Here is a 24634-nt window from a genome sequence, read left to right on the forward strand (position 1 = left end):
TACGGAAATCCGCTATGCTCCACGCACTCCGGCCACCAAGTCGCCTTCACCCCCGCCTTTCCGGTGCAGGCATGAGCCGCGGCAAATCTCCCGCACTTGCCCTATGCGCGTTCTGCTGGTCGAGGACGACTCCGAAATCTGCGCCAACCTCTACGACTACCTGGCGTCGCGAGGTCATCAGGTCGATGCCGCATCCAACGGCCTGGTCGCGCTGCACCTGGCCAGCTCCCACGGCTTCGATGCCATCGTGCTGGACCTAGGGCTGCCGGGCATGGACGGCCTGACCTTCGCGCAGCGGCTGCGGCGCGATGCACGTCTGGCCACTCCCATCCTGATGCTGACCGCGCGGGACACCCTTGACGACAAGCTGGCCGGATTCGAAGCCGGCGCCGACGACTACCTGGTCAAGCCGTACGCGATGAAGGAAGTCGAGGCGCGGCTGCTGGCGCTGGTCAGGCGGGCGCAGGGCCGGGTGGTGGACGACCGGCTGCGGCTCGGCCAGCTCGAGTACGACCCCGCCAGCGGCGAGCTGCGATGGCGAGGCCGGCAGGTCACGCTGCCGCCGAAGTCGATGCAACTGCTGGTGGCCCTGCTGCGGCGCCCGGGCCAGCTGTTCAGCCGTGCGGAACTGGAAGTGCTGCTGTGGGGCGAGGAACAGGCGACCAGCGATGCGCTGCGCACGCATATCGCGCAGGTCCGCCGCGCGTTGCAGGGCGAGGACGGCCGCTGCCCCCTGGTGACCGTGCACGGCCGTGGATACCGACTGGTCGATCCCGATGCCTGAACAGGAGCGCCGCAGTCTTCGCAAGCGCCTGGTCTGGGCGTTCTTCCTGCTGACCACGTTCGTACTGATGGTCCTGGTCGCGGCCTTGTTCATCGTCGGCGAGGCGCAGGAGCGCGACTTGATCGACGAGGTGGTGAACTCCGCGCTGGATAGCGCCATCGTGCAGGGCATGACCAGCCAGCGTGGCGTGCTCGGCGAGCACCTTACCGTGTATCGCGCACCGATCGGCGCCGTTCCGCCGGGGATGCCGGCGCCAGTGGCATCGTGGCCAACCGGATTGCACACCTTCGTCACGGGCGAGACCGAGTATCACATCGGCATCCGCGAACACAACGGCGAGCGGCTTTACCTGTTCTATGACGAAACCGGCTATGCCAGGCGCATGGGGCTGCTGTACTGGTCTCTGGCGCTGGGCGGCGTCCTGCTGTCCCTGCTCGCCCTGTGGCTCGGCTCGCGCATCGCCCGCTCGGTGCTGCGCCAGTTCGAGCAGCTCGCGTCGCGGATAACCAGCGGTGAAGGCCCGCTCGCCCGGGCGGACCAGGATCGCGAGGTGGCGGTGCTGGCCCGGGCCCTCGACGACTATCGTGCGCGCAATGCGGCACTGATCGCCCGGGAACGGGACTTTACCGCCAACGTCAGCCACGAACTGCGCACGCCGTTGACCCGGATCCGCACCAGCGCCGAGCTGGTCGCCGAGGGCCTTGACGCGGACGGCACGCGGGCAAGACGGATCGTGGCGGCCGTCGACGAGCTGGAGCGGCGGCTGAAGGGTCTGCTGTTCCTGGCCCGTGGCGACGCCCCGCCCGATGTGCGCGATGTCCGGCTGCGGCAGCTGGTGCAGGCGCAACTGGAACCCTACCGGGACAGCTGTGAGGCGCGCGGCGTGGCACTGCGCAACTGCGTGCCGGACCAGGCCACCGTGCCCGCGGACCCCGACCTGCTGGCCCTGCTGTTCGACAATCTGGTGCGCAACGCGGTGCAGTTCACCGAACGTGGCTCCATCGTCGCCAGCTTTGAAGACGGCTGGCTGTCGCTGCGCGACACCGGCATCGGCATCCCCGCCGAGCGCCAGCAACAGGTCTTCGACCGGCATTTCCGCATGGAGGGCTTCAGCCAGGGATCGGGCCTCGGCCTTTCGATCGTGCGGGAAGCCGCCATCCGGTGCGGCTGGGCCTGGCATATCGATAGCCACCTGGGACAGGGCACGGAAATCCGCGTCAAGCTGGCATAGCCCCGGCCCACAAAACCCTCACAAATCCCCAGCAGTATCCTCACGGCCGCATTGCTACCTTGTGCGGCATGATACTGCCTCGCCCCGCCGCCTTGCTGCATGCCTGGAGCCGAGCGGCCCGCCGCCCTGGCGCGGTGCCGCTGCGGGTCGAATGGCTTACGGTGTCCCTCGCGCTGTTCCTGCTCGTCTTCTGCAACGTCCCGTTCTGGAGCCGCTTGCTGGCGGTGCATCCCCTGCTGCCGGCCAATGCGGCCGGCCTGCTTGCCGCCTTCGCCTTCCTGCTTGTCACCCTTCATCTGGCGCTGCACCTGCTGGCGTGGCCGTGGGTCCTTCGTCCCGTGGGGACAGTGCTTCTGCTCTCCGGTGCCGTGGTGTCGTACTTCGCGGGCCGGTATGGGGTCATGGTCGACGTCGAGATGGTCCGCAATGCGCTGCAGACCGATGCGCGCGAAGCGTGGGATCTGGTGACCCCGGGACTCGCCGCCCATGTCGCCGCGCTGGGCGTTCTACCTGCCTTTCTGCTCTGGAGAACACCGATCCGCTGGCGCTCGCCCGGCAGGGAGATCGTCAACAAGGGGCTGGTCGTCCTGGCCTCGGTGGTGCTGTTGGCGGGCATAGGGCTTCCCTGCTACCAGACGTTTTCCGCCGTGGCGCGCAACCACCGCGAGCTGCGCCTGCTGCTGACCCCGCTCAACCTTCTGCAGGCGACCAGCCGCTACGTTCGGCACCACGGAACATCGCCGCAAGCCGTGGTGCCTTTCGGCACCGACGCGGTGCGGGTCGCGTCCTCGCCGCAGCGGTCGCGCCCCGCCGTCACCGTCCTGGTCATTGGAGAGACGGCGCGCGCCGACCATTTCTCCTTGAACGGCTACCCTCGCGACACCAATCCCCTGCTGTCGCGCGAGCCTGGCCTGATCAGCTTTGCGGATACCTGGTCCTGCGGCACCGAGACCGCCGTTTCCCTGCCGTGCATGTTCTCGGGCCTGACGCGCAAGGACTTCGACGTGGACCAGGCCAGCCGCCAGGAAGGACTGCTCGACATACTGCAGCGGGCGGGACTCGAAGTGGAATGGCAGGACAACCAGTCCGGCTGCAAGGGCGTCTGCGACCGCGTAGTCCATGCAACGGTAAAGGCCGCAACCTCTCCTGGGCGTTGCACCGAGCATGGCTGCCTCGACGAGGCGCTGCTGGAGGGGCTGGGATCCAGGCTGGATCGTCTGGACCGGGATGCCGTGATCGTCCTGCACATGATGGGCAGCCACGGGCCCGCCTATCACCACCGCTATCCCGCCAGTTCCGGCGTGTTCCGGCCGGCGTGCGGAACGAGCGAACTGGACCAGTGCAGCCGCGAGGAGATCGTCAACGCGTACGACAACTCCATCCGCTACACCGACACCGTTCTCGCCGGGCTCCTCGGCATTCTTCGCCAGCACGGCGACCGGCTCGATACGGCGATGATCTACGTCTCGGACCACGGCGAATCGCTCGGCGAGCATGGCCTCTACCTGCATGGCACGCCTTACGCGCTCGCTCCGGATGGACAGAAGCACGTGCCGATGCTGATGTGGTTCTCCGACGGTTTCCAGCGCGACTTCGGCGTCGACACCGATTGCCTGCGCAAGCGCCGGACCTCGGCCTTCTCGCATGACCATCTCTTTCACTCCATGCTCGGCCTGCTGGACGTGCACACCGGCGTCTACCGGCGCGGCCTGGACCTCTTCGCCGACTGCCGGTCCATGCCCTGAGCAGTAACGCTGCGGCCGGAGTACCATAAACGCCGACGAGCAGTAGCCAGGCAAACAGGGGAAACGGCGAGGAGAACTGCAGTGGATTCAGGCATGGTGAAATCGGCCAACCGGGTCTTCGATCTGCTCGAGCTGTTCGAGCGCGAGCGGCGACCGCTGCGGGTCGGCGAGATCGTCGACCGGCTGGGCCTGCCGCAGTCGAGCGCGTCGATGCTGCTGCGCACGCTGGTCGCGCGCGGCTATCTTGAATTCGATGCGCAGACGCGCACGTTCTGCCCGTCGGTCCGGGTGTCCTTCCTTTGCCACTGGACCGCCCGCAAGCATGGCGCCGGCGCCACCGTGCATGACGCGATGCGGCGGTTGTCGGAAGAGACCGGCGAGACCGTGCTGCTCGGACGGCAAAGCGGCATCATGCTGCAATACCTGTCGGTGGTGGAGTCGCGCCACGCGTTGCGGCTGACTGCCGTCTCCGGGGGCATGCGGCCGATGCATCTGACCGCGATCGGCATCATGCTGATGAGCCGGATGGACGACGACGAGGTGGGACGGCTGATCAGGCGCTACAACGCCGAACGCAAGCCCGGCCTGCCCGCCGCGAAACTGCCCGACACGCTGCGCGACGTCAGGCAGGCCCGCGAACAGGGCTACTACGAGTCGGCCAACCTTGCCACGCCTGGGGCCGGCGTGCTGGCCACGCTGCTGGCCACGCCGATCCGCGGGCAGTGGCTCGGCATTGGCACCGGCGGGCCGGTCGCCCGGCTTCACGCACGCAGGAAGCAGCTTCTTCCCGCCGTGCTCGCGGTCGCGCGCAGCTGCTGACGGCTACGCGCCGGTTCACTGCGCGCGCGCGGCGCGGGCCGCTTCGATGGCGTCGACCCGCACCAGCAGCCGCTGCGCCTGCTCCAGATGCAGGCGTTCCACCATCTTGCCGTCCAGGTTGATCACGCCGGCATCGCGATGCTCGTCGCGGGCGAAGGCCGCGACGATGCGGCGCGCTTCATCCACCTGTTCCCCGGTGGGAGCAAAGGCCGCGTTGGCCCCGTCGATCTGCGAAGGATGGATCAGCGTCTTGCCATCGAACGCCATCCGCACCCCCTGCGTGAGCTCCGCCGCGAAGCCGGCCTGATCGCTGAAGTCGTTCCACACCCCATCGAGGATATCGACCCGGTGGCGTTTCGCGGCCAGCACGGCGTGCATCAGCCAGGGCAGCAGATAGCGCCGCTCGTCGCCGGCGAACACGCCGGTCTCCTTGGCCAGATCGTTGGTGCCCACTACAAGGCAGTCCAGCCGCGGACTGGAGGCACAGCCCGCCGCGACGATGGCGTCGAGCCGATGGATCGCGTGCGCCGTTTCCACCATGGCCCACAGCCGCGGCGGCCGCGCCCAGTCCAGCTTGCCGCTCGCCTGCGCGAAGGCGGCGATATCGCACGGGTCCTCGACCTTGGGCAGCAGCACCGCGTCGACACCAAGCCGGGCCGCCAGGGCGAGGTCCTTCTCGAAGTCGGCAGAGCCGAGCCCGTTGACCCGCAGCACGATCTCCTGGGAGGGGCGGCTTGCGGCGAGAGCGTCGGTCAACTGCTGCCGTGCGGTCTCCTTCATCGCCGGCGCCACCGCATCCTCCAGATCGAAGACGATGGCGTCGCAGGGAAGGCCGCCGGCCTTGCCGATGGCGCGGGCATTGGAGCCCGGAACATAGAGCACCGATCGGCGCAGGCGTGGAATGTCGTCGGTCATGGCTGTCATGAAAAGAGTCGAAAGTTGCTTGCCGATACGCAAGGCCCGTGCGCAAGGCCCGGTGCGGCTCGAGTCTGACCGGACCATCGCACCCGGTCAATCACATATGTGATGGATTGAGGCAATCGGCATTCATCACATATGTGATGCCCGTCGCGGCCCGGCTGGGAAATACTGCCCTCACCTCAACGAGCGACCCCCGCAAGCCGGGCACATCGAAGGTGGACATGGACCCATCCGCAAAGACCCTGACAGGGTATACGCAAGCCGTCGCGCAGTGGATCAGCACGGTGAACGACGAGGAAATCGGCGCGGCGGCCTTCGTCTGGGCCCGCCACGCGCTGCTGGACTGGCTCGCGGTATCGATCGCCGCGGCCGACGAGCCGCTGGTGCGGATGCTGGCCGACGAGTACGGCGACGAGGACGGACCCTGCTCGCTGCTGCGCGGCGGAGGCGCGCGGCCGGCCGATGCGGCGCTGATCAACGGCTCGGCTGGCCACGCACTGGACTTCGACGACGTCGCCTCGGCAATGCGCGGCCATCCCACCGTGCCGGTGGCGCCCGCGGCGCTGGCCCTGGCGCAGTTGCAGGGGTCGAGCGGCCGCGAGCTGTTGCGCGCGCTGGTGATCGGCCACGAGATCGAATCGCGCATTGGCGAGCGCCTGGGCGATGCCCAATACCGCTTCGGCCTGCACCCGACGGGCACCACCGGCGCGCTCGGCGCCGCCGCGGCGTGTGCCCGGCTGATGGCGCTGGACCAGGGCAGCACCGCCCATGCGCTGGGACTGGCCGCGACCCAGGCCTCCGGCCTGAAGTCGATGTTCGGCACCATGGCCAAGCCGCTGCACGCGGGCAAGGCGGCCATGCACGGGGTGATGGCGGCGCGGCTGGCGGCCCGCGGCTTCACGGCCAATACCGCGGCGCTGGAATGCCCGCAGGGCTTCGCCGCGACGCAGGCACCCGGTGGCGATGCGTTGCCCGACGACTTCGAGCGGCGCGACGGCATGGCGATCGAGAAGACCCTGTTCAAGTACCACGCCTCCTGCTACCTGACGCACTCCACGCTGGAAGCGGTGGCGCAGCTGCGCCGGCAGCATGGGCTGGAACTGCACGACATGGAATCGATGACGGTGCTGGTCGCCGGCCCCCATCGCGGCGTCTGCGATATCGCCAGTCCGCGCACCGGCCTCGAAATCAAGTTTGCGATCCAGCATCTGGCGGCGATGGCGCTGGACGGCCGGGCGACCGCATCGCTGGACGCCTATACCGAGCAACAGGCCACCGATCCGAGACTGGTACGCGCTCGCGAGCGGGTCGCGCTGCGCACCGACCAGCCTGGCGAGCGCAACACCGCGACGGTGGAAATCCACACACGCGATGGGCGCACCTTGCGGCAAAGCGCCAATGTCGCCGTGCCGGCCAAGGACCTGGACCAGCAATGGCAGAAGCTCGCTGCCAAGGCGCAGGCCATCGTCACGCCGGTATTGGGCGCCGCCCGCTTTGGCCGGCTGGTGGAGGCGGTGCAATCGCTGGACCGGCTGACTTCCGTTGACCCCCTGTTCGAGGCTATCCGATGACATCCCAGGACCCCGTCGTGGCCCGGCTCAAGGCCGAGGCCACCCTTCGCGCGCGCGGCAATCGCTACGAGGACTTCGAGCCCGGCCGGCAGTTCACCCATCACTGGGGGCGCACGCTGACCGAGGCGGACAACACGCTGTTCTCGGTGCTGACGCTGCACTACAACCCGCAGTACACCAACGTGGCGATGGCCGAAGCGGCCGGGCACGCGCGCATTCCCGCCAATCCGCTGCTGGTGTTCAACACCGTGTTCGGCCTGTCGGTGGAAGACCTGTCCGAGGGCGGCGGGCCGTTCCTCGGCGTCGACGAGCTGAGCTACCTGGCGCCGGCCTACCCGGGCGACACGCTGTACGCCAGCTCGGAAGTCGTGGCGCGCCGGCCTGCCAGCAATCGTCCCGGCTACGGCATCGTGACCTGGCACACGCGCGGCAACAACCAGCGCGGGGAAGCGGTGATCGAGTTCAAACGTTCCAATCTTGTGAGGACCAGGGCATGACGATATCGGCAGACGGCAAGGGCTACATGACCGAAGAGCGCGAGATGATCCGCGAAGCGGCGCGCGACTTCACCATGCGCGAGGTGCTTCCGGTGGCCAACGCGCTCGATGGCCCGGAGGCGGAGATTCCGATGGCGCTGCGCGACAAGATGGCGCAAATGGGCTACTTCGGCATCACCATCCCGGAGGAGTACGGCGGCCTGGGTCTCGGGGTCTTCGAGTACTGCCTGATCTGCGAGCAGCTCTCGCGCGGCTGGATGTCGGTTGCCTCCATCGTCGCCCGCGCACAAGGCGGCTGGATCATGAAGGCGATGCCCGAGGAGATGCGGCGCGAGTACCTGCCGCGCGTGGTGCGCGGCGAGTTCCTCAATGCCAGCGCGCTGTCCGAGCCCGACACCGGCTCCGACCTGGCGTCGATCTCCTGCCGTGCCGAGCGCGACGGCGACGACTGGGTGCTGACCGGCAACAAGTACTGGTGCACCTTCGCCGACGGGGCGGACTACCTGATCGTGTTCGCCCGCACCTCGCCGCCGCCGTCCGCCGACAAGCGCTGGGAGGGCATTTCCTGCTTCATGATCGAGAAGGCGCGCGGCACCTTCCCGCCGGGCATGACCGGCTCGCCGATTCCGAAGATCGGCTACTTCGGCTGGAAGACCTTCGAGCTGGCGCTGGACGGCGTCCGGGTGCCGGGGCGCAATCTGATGGGCGGCGAAGGCAAGGCCTTCCTGCTGATGGCCAAGGGGCTGGAAGGCGCGCGCGCCCATACCGCCGCGCGGGCGATCGGACTGGCGCAAGGCGCGCTCGAGGACGCCATCGCCTACTCGCTGGAGCGCCGCCAGTTCGGCATGCCGATCGCCGAGTACCAGGCGATCCGCTTCAAGATCGCGACGATGGCCACCGAGATCGAGGCGGCCCGGCAGTTGCTGTACTACGTCTGCAACGAAATCGACAGCGGCCGGCGCTGCGACAAGGAAGCGTCGATGGTGAAGTACTTCGCCTCCGAGATGGCCGAGCGGGTGACCTCCACCGCGCTGCAGATCTTCGGCGGCGCGGGCTACACCAAGCTGTTTCCGGTCGAGCGCTACTGGCGCGATGCGCGGCTGACCAAGATCTTCGAGGGCACCTCCGAGATCCAGCAGCGCATCATCGCCAGCAGCCTGCTGGGCCGTTCCGAAGTGGAAACGATGATTGCCGGCCGCGCCTTCGAGCAGCGGCAGGGCGCTACGAGGAGCCACGCATGAAGACCCATGCGATGACCAGCGACGACGGCTATTTCGAGGATTTCGCTCCCGGCATGTTGATCCGCCACGCCCGTGGCAAGACCGTGACGGAGATGGACAACGTGCTGCTGACCAACATGGTGATGAACACCGCGGAGGGGCATTTCAACGAGGACGCGATGCGGCGCGCGTCCAACGGCATCTTCAGCCAGCGGGTGGTCTTCGGTGGCATCAATCTGTCGATGGTGCTGGGCCTGGCCGCGCAGGATACCGCCGAGCAGTGCCTGCGCGAGATCGGCATGGACAAGATCCGGTTGTCGCACCCGGTATTCCACGGCGATACCCTCTACGCGTTCACCGAGGTGCTGGCGACCGAGCCGTCGGGCCGCGCCGACGCGGGAATCGTGCGCTTCCGCCATTTCGGCATCAATCAGGACGACAAGCTGTGCGTGCAGGCCGAACGCACCGTGCTGCTCAAGCGCAAGAGCCATTGGGGCAACGCATGACGACCGCCGCAACCCGGCAGGGGTCCCCACCGGGCGCACCGGGCGCACCGGGCGCACTGGGCGCACTGGACGGACTCGTCGTGCTGGACCTGACGCAGATGCTGGCGGGCCCCTATGCCTCGATGATGCTGGCCGACCAGGGCGCGCGGGTCATCAAGATCGAGCCGCCCGGCGGCGACCAGACCCGACGCAACGGGCCGCACCTGGAGGGCGCGGTGCGGCCGGAGCAGCGCGGCTACGGCGCCTACTTCGGCTCGATCAACCGCAACAAGGAATCGGTGGTGCTGGACCTGAAGCACGAGGCCGGCCGCCAGGCGCTGCTGCGGCTGGTGCGGCAGGCCGACGTGCTGGTCGAGAACTATCGCGTCGGCGTCATGGATCGGCTGGGGCTGGGCTATGACGTGCTGGCCGCGGAGAATCCACGGCTGGTCTACGCGACGCTGCGCGGCTTCGGCGATCCGCGCAGCGGTGCCAGCCCTTATGCGCAATGGCCAGCGTACGACCCGGTCGCGCAGGCGATGGGCGGCATCATGGGCATCACCGGCCCGCGCCGAGGCGGCGCGCCAACCAAGATCGGCCCCGGGGTTGGCGACATCGTGCCGGCGATGTTCCTGGCCTACGGCATCGCGGCGGCCTGCTGGCGCGCGCAGCGCACCGGCCAGGGCCAGTTCGTCGACGTCGGCATGGTCGATGCCGTGCTGGCGGTCTGCGAACGGCTGGTCTTCCAGTACGGCGTCACCGGCAAGGCGCCGGTGCCCGAAGGCAACGGCCATCCGCTGCTGTGTCCGTTCGGCCTGTTCCCGGCCGCCGACGGCTACGTCAGCCTGGGCGTACCCAACGACCGCTTCTGGGCACTGCTGGTGGCGCGCATGGGCCGGCCCGAGCTGCAGCACGACCCGCGCTTTGCCTCCAACGACGCCCGCGTCGCGCATCGCGAGGCGGTCGAGGAGATCGTGGCGGCCTGGACGCGGGGGCAGACCAAGCAGCAGCTTGCGCAGGCGCTGGGCGGGGACATCCCCTTCGGCCCGGTGTTCGATGCCGGCGATATCTTCGCCGACCCGCATTTCCGCGTGCGCCAGATGCTGGTCGAGGTCGAGCAACCGGGCGCGGCGCGGCCGCTCACCGTGGCGGGAACGCCAGTGCGCATGAGCGCGACGCCGGGCGGCGTGCGGCGGCGTGCGCCGATGGTGGGCGAGCACACGGAGCGGACGCTGGCGGACTTCGGCTTCTCCCCGGCGGAGATCGCCGCGCTGCAGCCTGCAACCGCCCTGCCCTCCTCGCCGACGCGCTAGCGGAGCGACGACTGGGCAAACGACACCACAACCTGAAATAACGGAGACAACCATGCAACGCGATGCACAATCACGCCCCAGGCGTCTGCGCCGATGCCAGCTTTCGGTGCCCGGTTCGAGCGAGAAGATGATGGCCAAGGCCGCCGCGATGAACGTCGACTTCGTCTTCCTGGACCTGGAAGACGCGGTGGCGCCGTCGGAGAAGCGGCCCGCGCGCGCGAAGATCGTCGATGCGCTGAACCGGCATGACTGGGGCAAGACCACGCGCTGCGTGCGGATCAACGACCTGAGCACCGAATACGCCTACGAGGACATCATCGAGGTGGTCGAAGGCGCCGGCCGCAATCTGGACGTCATCATGCTGCCCAAGGCAATGCAGGCGGCCGACGTCCTGTTCGTCGACAAGCTGCTCACCATGATGGAAACCAAGCTCGGACTGCCGCACCGCATCGGTATCGACGTGCTGATCGAGGAAGTCGAGGCGATGATGAACGTGGAGGCGATCGCCGCGTCGACGCCCAGGCTCGAATGCCTGATCTTCGGCATGGGCGATTACTCGGCCAGCCAGGGCGTCTCGGTGCGCGACATCGGCGGCAACGGCGCCTACCCCGGCGACATCTGGCACTACCAGCGGCACCGGCTCACCATCGCGGCGCGCGCCAACCGGCTGGACGCGGTGGACGGCCCCTTCGCCGATTTCCGCAACCCGGACCTCTACCTGCAGGAAGCGCGCCGGGCGATGACCCTCGGCATGGTCGGCAAATGGGCGATCCATCCGTCGCAGGTCGAACTGGCCCAGCAGGTGTTCTCCCCCACCGCCGACGACGTGGCGCGGGCACGCGACATGATGCGCGCCTACGAAGAGGCCACCGCACAGGGGCTGGGCGCGGTGCAGTACGACGGCAAGATGATCGACATCGCGTCGATCCGCATCGTGCGCAATGTCGTCGAACGCGCGGACCTGATCGGCATGTAGGCATTCCATGCCGCGTTGGCGGCAGATCGGCGCAGCCCGCCGCCAGCCGGCCCGCTCATGCAGTGAGAACAACGATACGGAGACGATATGAAGCCTGACACATCGACGCCATGGATGGTGGACGAACGACGCCGCCGCTTGCTGCGTGCCGGCGCAGCCCTCGCCGTTCTGCCGCTGCCGCTCGCCTCGGCCCGCGCCGCCAACTGGCCGGCCCGCTCGATTCGCATCATCGCCGCGCAGGCGCCCGGCTCCTCCAACGACAGCACGGCGCGCGCATTCGCGGACTACTTCACCAGCGTGCTGAAGGTGCCGGTGGTGGTGGAGAACAAACCCGGCGGCGTCGGCATGATTGCCGCGGAAACCGTCGCCAGAAGCGAGCCCGACGGGTATACGCTGCTGTTCACCCTGCACAGCCAGCTGGCCCAGGCGCCGGTGCTGCTGCGCAAGCCGCCGATCGATCCGTCGCGTGACCTGGTGCCGATCGCGGCGGTCAGCACCGGCGTCGGCGTGATGGTGGCGAACAAAAACCTGCCGGCCAACAACTTCAAGGAGGTGCTGGCGCTGGCGCGCACCCGTCCCGTCTCGGTGGGCAACTACGGCGTCGGCTCGGGATGGCAGCTGATGGTGAGCCAGTTGAAGAAGGAGACCAACGCGCAACTGGACATCATCAACTACAAGGGCACCGGCGCGATGATGGGGGACCTGCTGGCGGGCCATATCGACGTAGGCGCGGGGTCGCTGCTCGGCATGACGGCCGGGCTGCAATCCGGCGGCCTGAAGCCGATCCTGGTCATCTCCGGCCCGCGTACGGACCGGCTGCCGGGCATTCCGACCTGGGCCGACGAGGGCTTCTCCAGTCCGGTCTTCCGCAATCTGACCGAATGCAACATGCTGCTGGGCCCGGCCGGCATGCCACCAGAGGTCGCCGCGCGACTGGCCGAACTGGTTTCCCGCTCGATCCACGAGTCGGAGCAGGTCAAGAACGTGCGCCAGCAACTGGGCAGCCAGGACACGCCGCTGACCGGCGATGCCCTGCGGCAGTTCATTGGCAGGGTCTGGCCCACCTATCAGGCGGCGACCAGGGAGATCGGGCTGACGCTGCAATAGCTGGGCAATCCCTCCGCCCGCTGCTGCCTCTGCCGTCCCCGCTGCGCTCGTTGGCCGGGCCGGCGAGGCAGCCCCTGTCCGGTCGAAAACGGGAAAACTGTACATGGCCGCGGGAGGGACGGGAGGGCTATCGTGGCGCCTCACCCACGGCAGAAGGAGAGGCGGCAGTGAAGACCATCGGACTGATCGGCGGCATGAGCTGGGAATCGTCGGCGGCATACTACCGGCTGATCAACCAGGGGATGAAGGCCCGGCGCGGGGGCCATTGCAATGCGCGCAGCATCATGGCGACCGTCTGCTTCGAGGACATCCAGGCGCTGCAGCACGACGGCCGCTGGGACGAACTGGCAGGCCACATGCAGCAGGCCGCCCGTCAGGTAGAGGCAGGCGGCGCCGACTTCGTCCTGCTTTGCACCAACACCATGCACCGCCTGGCGCCCGCCATCGAGACGGTGCTGAGCGTGCCGTTCCTGCATATCGTCGACCCGACCGCCGCCGCGCTGCGGTCCGCCGGCATCCGCAAGGTCGGCCTGCTGGGCACCCGCTTCACCATGGAGCAGGACTTCTACCGGGGCAGGATGGAGCGGTTGCACGGCATCAAGGTGGTGGTGCCGGAGGAAGCCGGCCGCCAGACCGTCCATGACATCATCTATGGCGAGCTGTGCCATGGTGTCGTGCGCGACGACTCCCGCACGGCGTACCGGCGCGTGGTCGAGCGGCTGCAGGCCGAGGGCGCCGAGGGAGTGATCCTCGGCTGCACGGAGATCGGCCTGCTGGTCGGCGCCAATGACCTGCCGCTGCCGGTGTTCGACACCACCGCGCTGCATGCGCAGGCCGCGGTGGCGATGGCGGACGTCAAGGTCTGACGGCGGTTCGGCGGCCTCAGGCGTGCCTGGCCACAGCCGGCTCGCCGACGCCCCGCGCCTCCCGGTGCGCCAGCCGGTACAGCACCGGCAGCACCAGCAGCGTGAGCGCGGTCGAGGACAGGATGCCGCCGATCACGACGGTGGCCAGCGGGCGCTGCACCTCGGCCCCGGTGCCGGTGGCGACGGCCATCGGCACGAAGCCCAGCGAGGCGACCAGCGCCGTCATCAGCACCGGCCGCAGCCGGGTCAGCGCGCCTTCCCGGATCGCCCGCTCCAGCGGCTCGCCCTGCTGCCGCAGCGCGCGAATGAAGGCGAGCATCACCAGCCCGTTCAGCACCGCCACGCCAGACAGCGCGATAAAGCCGACCGCCGCGGAAATCGACAGCGGGATGCCGCGCAGCCATAGCGCCAGGATGCCGCCCGTCAGGGCGAAGGGGATGCCGGTGAAGACCAGCAGCCCGTCCTTCACATTGCGAAACATGGCGAACAGCAGCACGAAGACCAGCGCCAGCGACAGCGGCACGACGATGCGCAGCCGCTCGGTGGCCGACTGCAGCTGCTCGAAGGTGCCGCCCCAGGCGGTCCAGTAGCCCGGCGGAATGCGTACCTGCGCGCGGATGGCCGCCTCCGCTTGCGCGACGAAGGAGCCGATGTCCCGGCCACGGACATTGGCGCTGACGACGATGCGGCGCTTGCCGTTCTCCCGCGAAATCTGGTTCGGGCCGGGCGCGAGATCGAGCGAGGCGAGCTCGCCCAGCGGAATGTAGGTCACGCGTGCGTCGCCGTTGCTGGGCAGCGGAATCGGCAAGCGGCGCAGCGTGTCGATATCCGCCCGCACGTTCTCGGCCAGCCGCACGACGATGTCGAAGCGGCGGTCGCCCTGGAAGAAGGTGCCGGCCTGCCGGCCCCCGATCGCGGTGGCGACCACGTCCTGCACATCGCGCATGTTCAACCCGTGGCGGGCCGCCTTGCCGCGGTCGATTGCGACAGTCAGCATCGGCAGTCCTGTGGTCTGCTCGACCCGGACCTCGGATGCACCCGGCACGTCCTGCAGCACCGCCGCCACACGCCGGGCCGAGTCGCCGAGCACGGCATCGTCGTCGCCGAAGATCTTGACCGCCACGTCGGCGCGCACCCCGGAGATCAGCTCGTTGAAGCGCAGCTGGATCGGCTGCGAGAACTCGTAGTTGTTGCCTGGCAGCTTGCCGACCTCGTCGCGGATGGCCTCGATCAGTTCCTCGCGCGTCTTGTCCGGGTCCGGCCATTGGGCGCGGGGCTTGAGCATGACGTAGCCATCGGAGATGTTCGGCGGCATCGGGTCCGAGGCGATCTCCGCCGTGCCGGTACGGGCGAATACCCGTTCGATCTCCGGGAAGCGGTCGATCAGCGTCGATTCGAGTTGCCGCTGCATCTGCACCGATTGCGACAGGCTGGTGCCCGGCACGCGCAGCGCCTGGATGGCGAAGTCGCCCTCGTTCAGGCTCGGCACGAACTCGCTGCCCAGCCGCGTGGCGATGGCCAGGCATACCGCGACCGCGACCGCCGCGAAGGTCAATACCACCGGCGTGTTGGCGATGGCATGGTCCAGCAGCGGCGCGTAGCGCTTCCTGGCCCACGCCATCACCCGGTTTTCCTTCTCGCCGACCTTGTCGCCGATGAACAGCGCCACGGCGGCAGGCACGAACGTCACCGACAGCACCATGGCGCCGAGTAGCGCGAGCACGACGGTCATTGCCATCGGATGGAACATCTTTCCTTCCACGCCGGTCAGCGCGAAGATGGGCAGGTAGACGATCATGATGATCGACTGCCCATACAGCAGCGGCCGGCGCGCCTCCCGGGAGGCGGCGAACACCTCCTCGAACCTCTCCGTACGGGTCAGCGGGCGTCCAAGCGCGCTCTGCGCATGCGAGAGCCGCCTCACGCAGTTCTCGACGATCACCACCGCACCGTCGACGATGATGCCGAAGTCGAGCGCGCCCAGGCTCATCAGGTTGGCGCTGATGCCGTACTGCACCATGCCGGTGAAGGTGAACAGCATCGACAGCGGGATCACCATCGCCGTGATCAACGCCGCGCGCAGGTTGCCAAGGAACAGGAGCAGCACCGCGATGACCAGCACCGCGCCTTCCAGCAGGTTGTTCCTGACGGTTTCGATGGCCCTGTCCACCAGCACGGTGCGATCGTAGACGGTGACCGCCCTGACGCCCTCCGGCAGGGTGCGGTTGATCGCTTCGATCCTGGCATCCACCGCACGCGACACGGTGCGGCTGTTCTCCCCGATCAGCATGAACACCGTACCGAGCACCACCTCCCTGCCGTTCTCGGTGGCGGCGCCGGTGCGCAGCTCGCGCCCGATCTCCACCTGGCCGATATCGCGCACCCGGATCGGCTGCCCTTGCGCGGTGCCGACGATCACCGCTCCCAGCTCGTCGACGGACTGGACCTGCCCCGGTGCGCGCACGAGGTACTGCTCGCCACGCCGCTCGATATAGCCGGCGCCCAGGTTGTCGTTGTTCCGCTCCAGTGCGGCCAGCACATCGGCCAGCGACAGGCCGAACGAGGCCAGCCGCTCCAGGCTCGGTGCGATCAGATACTCCTTCTCGAAGCCGCCGATCGAGTTGATCTCGGTGACGCCTGGCACGTTGCGCAGTTGCGGCTTGATGACCCAGTCCTGGATCTCGCGCAGATCGGCCGTGGTATAGGCAGAGCCGTCCGGCTTCCTGGCCCCGGGCTCGGCTTCGACGGTCCACAGGTAGATCTCGCCGAGGCCGGTGGAGATCGGCCCCAGCGCGGGGGCGATGCCCGCGGGCAGGTTCTCCCTTGCCTGCTGGATGCGCTCGTTGACCAGTTGCCGGGCGAAATAGATGTCGGTGCCGTCCCGGAAGATCACGGTGACCTGCGACAACCCATAACGGGACAGCGAGCGCGTCTGCTCCAGGCCGGGAAGGCCGGCCATCACGGTCTCGATCGGATAGGTGATGCGCTGCTCGGTCTCCAGCGGCGAATAGCCCGGGGCGGCGGTGTTGATCTGGACCTGGACATTGGTGATGTCGGGCACCGCGTCGATGGCGAGCCGGGGATAGCTGGCCGCGCCCAGCACGGCCATCATGGCCACCAGCAGCATGACCAGCCAGCGCTGCTCGATCACGAGGCGAAGAAGGCGTTCGAACATGGCGGCCCCTCAGTGCGTGTGCTCGGCGCTGGCCTTGCCCAGTTCCGCCTTCAGCACGAAGCTGTTGGCGGCGGCGTAGCGCTCGCCCGGCTGCAGGCCCTGCCGGATCTCGGTGCGCACGCCATCGCTGCGTCCGACCGTGACCGGCCGGGCCGCAAAGCCGCCGGGCACCGCGACGAACACCGAAGGGCGGCCATCGACGGCATGCACCGCATCGGCGGCGACCGACACCGGCACATCGGCCGCCTCGCCCACCACGCTGACCGTGACGAACAGCCCCGGCCGCCATGTCATGCCGGGATTGGCCAGCGTGACGCGCGCCGTTGCCGTCCGGGTCTGCTCGCCCAGCAGGGCGCCCACGTACGAGACCGTACCCTGCGCTTGTCCTTCGAAGGACGTGGAGCGCACCACTACGTTCTCGCCCACGCGCACCCGAGGCAGATCTCCGGCCGACACGACGAAGTCGGCCCACACCGTGCGCAGGTCCGAGATCGTGAAGACGACGGTGTCCTCCTTGACCGCTTCGCCCAGCGTCAGGTGCTTGGCGACCACCATGCCGTCGAACGGTGCACGCAACTCGAACCGATTGAGGCCACCCGCCGCCGGACCGGCGCCGATTGCCGCCAGCTTCTGGCGCGCGTTGCCGACCGCGATACGGGCCTCTTCCAGCGCCGCGCGGGCCTGCAGGAAATCCTGCTCGGCGGAGATCTTCTCCTCCCACAGCCGCTTCTCGCGCGCGTAGACCGAGCCGGCAAGGTCCAGGCGGCGCTCGGCCGCCAGCAGTTCGCTGCGCTGGTCGGAGACGCTGGTGCTGGCGATGACCGCCAGCACCTCCCCCTTGCGGACCCGCTGGCCGATCGCGGCAGGCACGGCCTCGGCCACGCCGGCGACCCGGGGCACGACATGGGCGGTGCGGTCTTCATTGAAGCGGATCTCGCCGGGGAACTGATGCGTCAATGCAATGCTGGCGGGACCGGTGGTGTCGATGCCAATGGCGGCGCGCAGGCGCTGCTCGTCGGTCAGCCGGACGATGGCTGGTCCTCCTTGCTGCTGCGCCGGGGCGTCGGCGCCCCGGCCCTTGTCGTCGCCCTGCGCGTGCGCGTGCTCCACGTCATGGTCATGCCCATGGTCGTGGTCCCCGCCAGGACGGCCGCCGAGAAGGACCGCCGCCACGGCGACGATACCGGCAACGACGATGGCCGCGATCGCGGCGATTTGTTTCTTGCTGAGGCTCATGCTTGTCACGATGGCGCGATTACTGGCCGACGATGCGGTCGATGGAAGTGGCCGCCTGATAGGTGCGGGCGAGAACGTCGAGATAGCGCAAGCGGGCCTGGAACAGCGTCCGCTGGGCGTCCAGCACATCGAGGAAGCCGAACTTGCCGGCTTCGAAGCCGCGCAACGCCACCTGGTAGGCGCGCTCCGCCCCGGGCAGGACCGTCGTCCGTAGCGTGCTGGCCGCGACTCGCGCGGCGTCGAGCTGGTTCGATGCCTGCAGCAGCTCGGTGCGCAGCCGGATTTGCGTGGCGCGGTATTCGTCCTGCGCCTTGTCGGCACGGCGGATGGCTTCGTAGAGATTGCCCTGGTTGCGGTCGAACAACGGCAACGGAATGGCGACACCGAGCACCGCCATGTTGCGGTTGACCTCGTTGTCGCGCTGGGCACCGACGCTGACCGTGATATCGGGATACCGGCGGCTTCGCTCCACGGCGACCTGCGCCTCGCGCCGCTCGATGGCCAGCCGGCTTGCGGCCAGCAGCGGCGAGCCCTCCAGCCGCGCCTGCAGCGCATCCCCGGCGGGACGCGAGGGCAGCGCAGCGAGGTCTCCCACCGCCTGGGTGAAGCGCGGCGCGGTATTGCCCCACAGCGCGGCCAGCGCCACGCGGGCCGTGCGCAATTCGGCCTCGGCCTGCGCCAGTTCGAGCTGCGCGTTGGCCTGCTCGACCTCCGCACGGGTCTGCTCCAGCGGCGGCACCTTGCCGGCGGCGACCCGGCCGGCGGCGACCGCGGCGCCGCGGGCGGCGATGTCGAGCGAGCCGGACGCCAGCGCCCGGCGCTCCTGCGCCACCAGCACGGCGAAGAAAGCCGCAATCGCGTTGGCGCGCAGCTCGGCGCGCACGCCGTTCAGCTCCGCTCGTGCCACCTCGCGTCCCCGCTCGGCGGCGGTCACCCGCGCCGAGCGCTTGCCGCCGAGTTCGAGCGGTATCTGGACCTGAGCGGTGGACGTGCGCGTCGCGCTGCGGACGCCCTCCGTGTCGGCGACGATCTGCGGGTTCGGTATGGTTGCGGCCTGGATCACGGCGCCCTGGGTCGCCTCGACCTCCTTGGCCGCGGCCGCCAGCGTGGGATTGCCGGCTTCGGCCAGCGTCAGCGCCGCCTCCAGTGTCAGCGGCTCGGCCGGCTCCGGGGCAAGCGTCGGGTCATGGAAGGGCGCCCCGCCCGCGGCAGCGGCAGCGGCAAGGGAAAATGGGACGAAAAGGATTGCCGCCAGCCCGAGCGGCACAACGAGTCTTCGCATCGAATTGCAACCGAAAAGGGATCGGGAATTCGGCGAGACGAAGAAAGGGGATTGGGGGGGTCGCCTCGCCGGTTATGCGAGGCTGTGCCATTGAGGACGGTCGGGCGCCCGGGCCCAGGGCGAGCGCGGCGACGGCGTGGCCATCGCAGCGGGAAGACCGGCCGGCAGCATGGCGATCGTGCCGGGGTTCTGCGCGAGTGCGAAGGGCACCGAGGCGGTATGGCAGGTGCCGCAGTCGGGGTCGACCAGCAGTTGCTTCTTCTGGTCGTCCTGCTTGGCGTGCTTGTCGTGCCTGGCACCGGCATCCTGCCGCTGCGCCCCGGCCTGCCCGGCGTGATGCTCGTGCTCGTGGTGGCCGAAGTGCGATGCGCCCCTGCCTTCGTGCTGGCAATAGGCTGCCGCGCCGGCCCAGGCGAACTGGAGCGGCAGGATCAGCATCAGCACGATGAGAAAAAGTCGGCGCATTCGGCGGAGTATAGCGGAGTGGGCATGCGCCTTGCCCCAATTCCCCTGCCGGCCCCTGCCGCCGCATACAGTGCGCGCTTGCTCGCTACCCCTGCCGGCAGGCGCGGAAGATGCTTGTCATCGGCTGTCGTGCACGGTTCTTCACAAAAGTTCGGTACGATTGCGCTGGTTGAACGACAGGAGCTGCGGCCGCCCCGGCTCCCGGCACGCAGGATGGCCACCGGCCGGACCTGAAGCCAGCCCGAAGGATGCAGCCAGTCGCGGGGGCGGTAACGAGAACCGGCCAAAAGCAGCTTGCCGCCGGCATCCGTGTAGCGGCACGCCAATATCCATGACGACAGCTCCCGTTCCACTCAACGAAGCGCGCAGAATCAGCGTACTGCGCTCCCTCGACGTCCTCGACACCGGCAGCGAAGAGCGCTTCGACCGGCTGACCCGGCTCGCGCAAAAGCTGTTCAATGTCGCGGCCGCCGCGGTGGATTTGCTCGATGCCGACCGCCAGTGGGTGAAATCATCGTCGGGCCGGCTCGATGGCGACATGCCGCGGTCGCAATCGTTCTGCGCCCATGCGATCGTCAGCGACGACATCATGGTGGTGCCCGACACCGCGCAGGACAGGCGCTTTCGTGACAATCCGCTGGTCGCCGGGCGTGGCGGCGTCCGTTTCTACGCCGGCTGTCCGCTGAAGGTGGCCGACGGCGTGAACGTCGGCACGCTGTCCCTGTACGACGACAAGCCGCGCGAGCTGGAAGCGCAGGAACTGGCACTGCTGGGCGATCTGGCAAGGCTGGTCGAGCGCGAACTGACCGTGCAGCAGTGCGAGACCGTCGACCGGCTGACGCAGCTCTCCACCCGTCGCGGCTTCCTGTCACTGGGGGACCGCGCCCTGGCCAGCTGCACGCGCCACGAATGGCCGGCCACCCTGCTCTTCCTCGTCCTGGACGAATTTGCCGGCATCGACGAGCGGTCGGGCCAGGCACAGGCCGCGCGCGCCCTCGAGGCGTTCGCGGACATCCTGCGCACGACCGTGCGGCAGTCCGATGTGATCGGGCGGCTGGAGGGGAATCAGTTTGTCGTGCTGCTGGTGGACGCGACCAGCGAGGACAGCGAGGCGCTGATCGAGCGCCTCGACCAGATGGTGATGGCACAGGGCCGGAGCCAGGGCGCCGGCCATGCATTGCGCTTCCGCGTCGGGGCGGTGGACTTCGACCCCGACCGGCATCGCTCGCTCGCGGACATGCTGGTCGAGGGGGAGCACAGGATGAACGGCAGCACGCGGCGAGGGAATTGACTGCCGAGGAGTGGCAGGCGCCCGCTGCCCTCTCCCCCGGCCCCTCTCCCGCGGGGCGGGAGAGGGGAGCAAACCCGCTGCGGTTGAAAACCCGTCGGTTTGCTCCCCTCGGCCCGCTTGCGAGAGAGGGGAGCAAACCCGCTGCGGTTGAAAACCGTCGGTGTGCTCCCCTCGCCCGCTTGCGGGAGAGGGCAGTCCGGAGCGACCCGGCCCTGCCGCCAATTACCCGCCGATCTTCATCGTCTTGATATCGCGATCCCAGCGCGACAGTTCTTCATTCACGCGGGTCTTGAACTCGGCCGGCGTGCTGCTTTCCGGCTCGACGCCCTGCTGGGCAAGGGCAGCCACCACATCGGGCTTGGCCAGCGCCTTCTTGACCTCGCGCGCCAGCTGCTCGACGATCGCTGGATCGGTGCCGCCGGTGGCGAACAGGCCGTACCAGCTGGAGAACTCGTAGCCGGGTACGCCGGCTTCCTCGATGGTCGGCACGTTAGGCATCGACTTGATGCGCTTCTTCGTCGTGACCGCCAGCACCTTGGCCTTGCCGGTCTTCAGCGACGCCATGGCGATGGGCACGCCCGAGAACACCATGTCGACATTACCGGAGTAGAGGTCGTTGATCGCCGGGCCGTTGCCCTTGTACGGGATGTGCAGCAGTTCGATGCCTGCCAGCTTTTCCATCAGCGCGCCCGAGACATGCAACGTGGAGCCGTTGCCCGACGAGGCGTAGGTGTAGGTGCCCGGCTTCTGCTTCGCCCCAGCGATCAGTTCCTTGACGTTGTTGAACGGCAGGTCGTTCTTGACGAGCAGCACGTTGGCCGCTTCCGCGACCAGCGACACCGGCACCAGGTCCTTGCGCGGGTCGTACGGCAGCTTGCGGTTGACCGCCGGCAGCACCGTCTGCGCGCCCGCGCTGCCCAGCAGCAGCGTATAGCCGTCCGGTGCGGCCTTGGCGACAGCGTCCGAACCGATCATGCCGCCCGCGCCCGCACGGTTTTCCACCACGAAGGTCTGGCCCATGCTCTGGCCCATTTCCTTGGCCAGGATTCGCGCGATGATGTCGTTGGCGCCGCCGGCCGCAAAGGCGACGACAAGGCGGATCGGCTTCGACGGATACTTGTCGGCCGCATTGGCAAAGGCCGGCATGGCGCAGAGCGCGGCGAGCGCCAGAACGGTGCGACGGCGAAGGGAATGGCGAACAGCTTGCATGGCAGTGAGGCTCCTGATGATCGGCAAATTATAGGGAGCCCGCACATAAAGGAAAATTAAGAAGTTGTTTGATGAAACAAAAGAAAATCTTGCATTAACCAAAGTCGGGAATGGTGCCCCGAAACGGTTCCAGCGGTATGCGGGAATACCCTGAAATGGACCCGGCTTTTCGCTCGCTCGCACCATTAGAGTGCGATGTGAATGCATAAATGGCGGCGATTCCTTTCTGATTCGCTTTCTGCAATGCGGCGCTGTGTCGCAGACCGGAGACAGCGCCCGCCAAATAGAATCGGCAATTCCCCACGTCCCTTTCCGCCCTGAATGCCGATTGCCGCCAAACGCATGCTGTTCCTGACGCACCGCTGGCTCGGCATCGTCCTGTGCGCATTCTTCGCCATGTGGTTCGCGTCGGGGGTGGTGATGATGTATGTCGGTTATCCCAAGCTGACGGAAGCGGAACGCCTGGCCCACCTGCCGCCGCTGGACGCCAGCGTTCCCTTGCTTGCGCCCGCGCAGGCGCTGCATCTGGCCGGCATCGACACACCACTGCTGTCGCTGCGCCTCGCCATCGCCAGCGGCGGGCAGCCGGTGTACCTCGCCGTCGAAGGGGCGCACAGCGATGGGCACGGAGTGGAACGCGCCCGGACCGCGGGCACCATCGCCATCGACGCACTGACCGGCGCCAGGCTGGCCCAGGTCGACCGGAGCCGCGCACTGGCAAGCGCTGCGGCGTATGCGCGCACGGCGGCGTCCGGGCGCCCGCCAGGGACGGCTGCCCTGCCCGCACTGCATTACCTCGGCACCATTGACGAGGATGCTCTCACCCATACGCGCTCTCTGGATCCGCATCGCCCCCTGCATCGCGTGCAACTGGACGACGAGGACCACACGCTGCTGTACGTCTCCGGCCTGACCGGTGAAGTGGTACGCGACGCGCCACGCGTCGAACGGTTGTGGAACTACGCAGGCGCGTGGATTCACTGGCTCTACCCCCTGCGGGGCAACGTGTTCGATCGCTACTGGGCAGACATCGTCAACGCACTGTCCATCGCCGGCATCGCCGTCGCGCTCACCGGCACGGTGGTCGGCTTGCTGCGCTGGCGCTTCGGCCGGCCGTATCGGGACGGCTCGCGCTCGCCCTACCCGTCAGCGCTGATGAAGTGGCACCATGTCGCCGGCCTGCTGTTCGCCGCCGCGACGCTGACATGGATCTTCAGCGGCCTGATGTCCATGAACCCATGGCGCCTGTTTTCCAGCGATGCGCCGGCCTTGCGCACGGCAGCGCTGCACGGTGGGCCGCTACGCTTCGACGGCAGTGAAGCGCATCCGGCCGCGCTGCTGCAAGCCGCCGGGCCGGGAGCGCGGGAATTGCGCTGGGTGCGCAATCTTGGCGCGCTCTCGGTTCAGGTGCGAAGCGCCGCTGGGCGGCCGGCGCTGCTCGACGGCCACACCGCCCTGGCACGCACACTGCCCATCGATGCCCTGCGCGGCGCCGCCGCCGGCCTGATGCCGGACAAGCTGCTTCGCATCGACGTCCTGCACGACTACGACCTGTATTACTACGACCGTGCGCCGCACACCATGACCGGAGGCGGCGACAAGCCGTTGCCGGTCTGGCGGCTGGTGTTCGCCGATCGCGACCGGATCTGGGTCCATCTGGACCCGCACACCGGCGCGGTACTGGACCGGCTGGACAAGCGCCGGCGCACCAGCCGCTGGCTGTTCTCCATGCTGCATAGCTGGGATTGGCTGCCGCTGCTGCAACGCCGCCCGCTCTGGGATCTGTTGCTGCTGACGCTCGCCGCCGGCGGCGCGGTGATGAGCATCACCGGCGTGGTGATCGGGTGGCGCCGGTTGAGACGACAGAGAAGACAGGCGCGGCAGGGACGGCAACGGCGCCGCGGCAGCGCGCCGATACAATGACGTCCTTTGCCTATCGGGGCCACGGCACCGTCATGATCCGCACCCGCAGCTTCTTTGCCCGCTACTTTGCCCGCTTCTTTGCCCGCTTCTTCCCCGGGCTTGTGCGCCAGGGCGCCCTGGCCACGATGGCGCTGTGCAGTCTTGCCCACGCCTCCGACATCAACTGCGACCCTGCTGCCAGCACCAGCGCCAATGTCGCGCCCGCCCATCGCCTGATCTGTGAATCGGCGCTGTTCTCGATGGGCGACCAGCGCATCCATGCCGAGCAGCAACGCCTGCTGCGCTCCGGCGAGTTGACGGAGGCAGAGATCGCGGCGTTCCGGCAACGGCGGGACCGCTGCGACACGGCATCCTGCCTGGACACGGTGCTGCGGGAAGAGCGTGCCGCGCTTTCCGCGCGCAGCCAGCGCAAGCCCTAGCGCGGCCGTCACACATCAAGCTGCCGCCATCGCCCCCGCCATCCGGGTGATGTGTTGCGTGCCATCGGGTACTACGAGGACAAGACCATTCGTCCTGCC

21 protein-coding genes are annotated in these 24634 nt (G+C 68.3%); 15 read left to right on the forward strand and 6 right to left on the reverse strand.

The window, feature by feature from the left end; translation table 11 throughout:
- Positions 1 to 103: 103 nt before the first annotated feature.
- The 4 genes from K6V06_RS02555 (at position 104) to K6V06_RS02570 (ending at position 4579) form a co-directional block, all read left to right on the forward strand.
- On the forward strand, positions 104 to 784 hold the full coding sequence (locus tag K6V06_RS02555; protein WP_222240021.1) for a response regulator transcription factor: 681 nt from the start codon (positions 104 to 106) through the stop codon (positions 782 to 784).
- Entirely contained in the window at positions 777 to 2015 is a 1239-nt protein-coding gene (locus K6V06_RS02560; RefSeq protein ID WP_222240022.1) for a HAMP domain-containing sensor histidine kinase, read from the forward strand. Before K6V06_RS02555 ends, K6V06_RS02560 begins: the two co-directional genes overlap by 8 nt.
- A gap of 68 nt (positions 2016 to 2083) precedes the next feature.
- Positions 2084 to 3760 carry a phosphoethanolamine transferase gene (locus K6V06_RS02565; RefSeq protein ID WP_222240023.1) on the forward strand — a complete coding sequence of 559 codons (1677 nt, stop codon included), beginning with the start codon at positions 2084 to 2086 and terminating at the stop codon, positions 3758 to 3760.
- 93 nt (positions 3761 to 3853) lie between these two features.
- Positions 3854 to 4579 (forward strand): IclR family transcriptional regulator, encoded by a 726-nt coding sequence (locus K6V06_RS02570; RefSeq protein WP_222240024.1) that lies wholly within the window; start codon positions 3854 to 3856, stop codon positions 4577 to 4579.
- Between the two features lie 15 nt (positions 4580 to 4594).
- On the opposite strand, the gene K6V06_RS02575 is transcribed toward K6V06_RS02570, so the two are convergent.
- The gene (locus K6V06_RS02575; RefSeq protein WP_255581542.1) at positions 4595 to 5503 is read right to left on the reverse strand and encodes a CoA ester lyase; all 909 of its coding nucleotides are present in this window, start codon (positions 5501 to 5503) and stop codon (positions 4595 to 4597) included.
- Between the two features lie 218 nt (positions 5504 to 5721).
- Here K6V06_RS02575 and K6V06_RS02580 point away from each other — a divergent pair, with 218 nt between their 5' ends.
- The 8 genes from K6V06_RS02580 (at position 5722) to K6V06_RS02615 (ending at position 13535) form a co-directional block, all read left to right on the forward strand.
- Positions 5722 to 7071, forward strand: coding sequence for an MmgE/PrpD family protein (locus K6V06_RS02580; protein ID WP_222240025.1), 1350 nt, complete (start codon positions 5722 to 5724; stop codon positions 7069 to 7071).
- Positions 7068 to 7568, forward strand: a complete 501-nt coding sequence (locus tag K6V06_RS02585; protein WP_222240026.1) for a MaoC family dehydratase — start codon at positions 7068 to 7070, stop codon at positions 7566 to 7568. The genes K6V06_RS02580 and K6V06_RS02585 overlap by 4 nt, the downstream gene beginning before the upstream one ends.
- On the forward strand, positions 7565 to 8809 hold the full coding sequence (locus K6V06_RS02590; protein ID WP_222240027.1) for an acyl-CoA dehydrogenase family protein: 1245 nt from the start codon (positions 7565 to 7567) through the stop codon (positions 8807 to 8809). The genes K6V06_RS02585 and K6V06_RS02590 overlap by 4 nt, the downstream gene beginning before the upstream one ends.
- A complete protein-coding gene (locus K6V06_RS02595; protein ID WP_222240028.1) occupies positions 8806 to 9294 on the forward strand; it encodes a MaoC family dehydratase in 489 nt (162 codons plus the stop codon). Before K6V06_RS02590 ends, K6V06_RS02595 begins: the two co-directional genes overlap by 4 nt.
- Positions 9291 to 10586 (forward strand): CaiB/BaiF CoA-transferase family protein, encoded by a 1296-nt coding sequence (locus K6V06_RS02600; protein WP_255581543.1) that lies wholly within the window; start codon positions 9291 to 9293, stop codon positions 10584 to 10586. Before K6V06_RS02595 ends, K6V06_RS02600 begins: the two co-directional genes overlap by 4 nt.
- Before the next feature lie 52 nt (positions 10587 to 10638).
- Positions 10639 to 11562 (forward strand): CoA ester lyase, encoded by a 924-nt coding sequence (locus K6V06_RS02605; RefSeq protein ID WP_222240029.1) that lies wholly within the window; start codon positions 10639 to 10641, stop codon positions 11560 to 11562.
- Positions 11563 to 11649: 87 nt separating this feature from the next.
- The gene (locus tag K6V06_RS02610; protein WP_222240030.1) at positions 11650 to 12669 is read left to right on the forward strand and encodes a tripartite tricarboxylate transporter substrate binding protein; all 1020 of its coding nucleotides are present in this window, start codon (positions 11650 to 11652) and stop codon (positions 12667 to 12669) included.
- Between the two features lie 167 nt (positions 12670 to 12836).
- Positions 12837 to 13535 carry an aspartate/glutamate racemase family protein gene (locus K6V06_RS02615; protein ID WP_222240031.1) on the forward strand — a complete coding sequence of 233 codons (699 nt, stop codon included), beginning with the start codon at positions 12837 to 12839 and terminating at the stop codon, positions 13533 to 13535.
- A 16-nt stretch (positions 13536 to 13551) separates the two neighbouring features.
- On the opposite strand, the gene K6V06_RS02620 is transcribed toward K6V06_RS02615, so the two are convergent.
- The 4 genes from K6V06_RS02620 to czcI all read right to left on the reverse strand — a co-directional run bounded on the left by K6V06_RS02620 (position 13552) and on the right by czcI (position 19693).
- Complete coding sequence (locus K6V06_RS02620) at positions 13552 to 16710, reverse strand: CusA/CzcA family heavy metal efflux RND transporter (protein WP_222240032.1); 3159 nt, start codon at positions 16708 to 16710, stop codon at positions 13552 to 13554.
- 9 nt (positions 16711 to 16719) lie between these two features.
- A complete protein-coding gene (locus tag K6V06_RS02625) occupies positions 16720 to 17946 on the reverse strand; it encodes an efflux RND transporter periplasmic adaptor subunit (RefSeq protein WP_222240033.1) in 1227 nt (408 codons plus the stop codon).
- A 19-nt stretch (positions 17947 to 17965) separates the two neighbouring features.
- Positions 17966 to 19228: a TolC family protein gene (locus tag K6V06_RS02630; RefSeq protein WP_222240034.1), complete on the reverse strand. Its 1263-nt coding sequence runs from the start codon at positions 19226 to 19228 to the stop codon at positions 17966 to 17968.
- A gap of 72 nt (positions 19229 to 19300) precedes the next feature.
- Entirely contained in the window at positions 19301 to 19693 is a 393-nt protein-coding gene (gene czcI / locus K6V06_RS02635; RefSeq protein ID WP_222240035.1) for a cation efflux protein, CzcI family, read from the reverse strand.
- A gap of 331 nt (positions 19694 to 20024) precedes the next feature.
- On the opposite strand from czcI, the gene K6V06_RS02640 reads away from it, so the two are divergent.
- Positions 20025 to 20984 (forward strand): diguanylate cyclase domain-containing protein, encoded by a 960-nt coding sequence (locus K6V06_RS02640; RefSeq protein WP_222240036.1) that lies wholly within the window; start codon positions 20025 to 20027, stop codon positions 20982 to 20984.
- Between the two features lie 222 nt (positions 20985 to 21206).
- Here K6V06_RS02640 and K6V06_RS02645 read toward each other — a convergent pair whose 3' ends face one another.
- Positions 21207 to 22193, reverse strand: coding sequence for a tripartite tricarboxylate transporter substrate binding protein (locus tag K6V06_RS02645; protein ID WP_222240037.1), 987 nt, complete (start codon positions 22191 to 22193; stop codon positions 21207 to 21209).
- 321 nt (positions 22194 to 22514) lie between these two features.
- Between K6V06_RS02645 and K6V06_RS02650 the strand changes: the two genes are divergently transcribed.
- Together K6V06_RS02650 and K6V06_RS02655 are read left to right on the forward strand one after the other, a co-directional pair.
- Entirely contained in the window at positions 22515 to 24116 is a 1602-nt protein-coding gene (locus tag K6V06_RS02650; RefSeq protein ID WP_222240038.1) for a PepSY domain-containing protein, read from the forward strand.
- Positions 24113 to 24535 carry a hypothetical protein gene (locus K6V06_RS02655; RefSeq protein WP_255581544.1) on the forward strand — a complete coding sequence of 141 codons (423 nt, stop codon included), beginning with the start codon at positions 24113 to 24115 and terminating at the stop codon, positions 24533 to 24535. Before K6V06_RS02650 ends, K6V06_RS02655 begins: the two co-directional genes overlap by 4 nt.
- Positions 24536 to 24634 lie beyond the last annotated feature (99 nt).

This window comes from Cupriavidus sp. AU9028, assembly GCF_019795295.1.
In the GTDB taxonomy this organism is placed as follows: domain Bacteria; phylum Pseudomonadota; class Gammaproteobacteria; order Burkholderiales; family Burkholderiaceae; genus Cupriavidus.

What these genes read in the sequence shown, in the direction of transcription:
- K6V06_RS02555 (WP_222240021.1), top strand. Translation starts at nt 104, where the DNA reads ATGCGCGTTCTGCTGGTCGAGGACGACTCCGAAATCTGCGCCAACCTC.
- K6V06_RS02560 (WP_222240022.1), top strand. Translation starts at nt 777, where the DNA reads ATGCCTGAACAGGAGCGCCGCAGTCTTCGCAAGCGCCTGGTCTGGGCG.
- K6V06_RS02565 (WP_222240023.1), top strand. Translation starts at nt 2,084, where the DNA reads ATGATACTGCCTCGCCCCGCCGCCTTGCTGCATGCCTGGAGCCGAGCG.
- K6V06_RS02570 (WP_222240024.1), top strand. Translation starts at nt 3,854, where the DNA reads ATGGTGAAATCGGCCAACCGGGTCTTCGATCTGCTCGAGCTGTTCGAG.
- K6V06_RS02575 (WP_255581542.1), bottom strand. Translation starts at nt 5,503, where the DNA reads ATGACAGCCATGACCGACGACATTCCACGCCTGCGCCGATCGGTGCTC.
- K6V06_RS02580 (WP_222240025.1), top strand. Translation starts at nt 5,722, where the DNA reads ATGGACCCATCCGCAAAGACCCTGACAGGGTATACGCAAGCCGTCGCG.
- K6V06_RS02585 (WP_222240026.1), top strand. Translation starts at nt 7,068, where the DNA reads ATGACATCCCAGGACCCCGTCGTGGCCCGGCTCAAGGCCGAGGCCACC.
- K6V06_RS02590 (WP_222240027.1), top strand. Translation starts at nt 7,565, where the DNA reads ATGACGATATCGGCAGACGGCAAGGGCTACATGACCGAAGAGCGCGAG.
- K6V06_RS02595 (WP_222240028.1), top strand. Translation starts at nt 8,806, where the DNA reads ATGAAGACCCATGCGATGACCAGCGACGACGGCTATTTCGAGGATTTC.
- K6V06_RS02600 (WP_255581543.1), top strand. Translation starts at nt 9,291, where the DNA reads ATGACGACCGCCGCAACCCGGCAGGGGTCCCCACCGGGCGCACCGGGC.
- K6V06_RS02605 (WP_222240029.1), top strand. Translation starts at nt 10,639, where the DNA reads ATGCAACGCGATGCACAATCACGCCCCAGGCGTCTGCGCCGATGCCAG.
- K6V06_RS02610 (WP_222240030.1), top strand. Translation starts at nt 11,650, where the DNA reads ATGAAGCCTGACACATCGACGCCATGGATGGTGGACGAACGACGCCGC.
- K6V06_RS02620 (WP_222240032.1), bottom strand. Translation starts at nt 16,710, where the DNA reads ATGTTCGAACGCCTTCTTCGCCTCGTGATCGAGCAGCGCTGGCTGGTC.
- K6V06_RS02625 (WP_222240033.1), bottom strand. Translation starts at nt 17,946, where the DNA reads ATGAGCCTCAGCAAGAAACAAATCGCCGCGATCGCGGCCATCGTCGTT.
- K6V06_RS02630 (WP_222240034.1), bottom strand. Translation starts at nt 19,228, where the DNA reads ATGCGAAGACTCGTTGTGCCGCTCGGGCTGGCGGCAATCCTTTTCGTC.
- czcI (WP_222240035.1), bottom strand. Translation starts at nt 19,693, where the DNA reads ATGCGCCGACTTTTTCTCATCGTGCTGATGCTGATCCTGCCGCTCCAG.
- K6V06_RS02640 (WP_222240036.1), top strand. Translation starts at nt 20,025, where the DNA reads ATGACGACAGCTCCCGTTCCACTCAACGAAGCGCGCAGAATCAGCGTA.
- K6V06_RS02645 (WP_222240037.1), bottom strand. Translation starts at nt 22,193, where the DNA reads ATGCAAGCTGTTCGCCATTCCCTTCGCCGTCGCACCGTTCTGGCGCTC.
- K6V06_RS02650 (WP_222240038.1), top strand. Translation starts at nt 22,515, where the DNA reads ATGCCGATTGCCGCCAAACGCATGCTGTTCCTGACGCACCGCTGGCTC.
- K6V06_RS02655 (WP_255581544.1), top strand. Translation starts at nt 24,113, where the DNA reads ATGACGTCCTTTGCCTATCGGGGCCACGGCACCGTCATGATCCGCACC.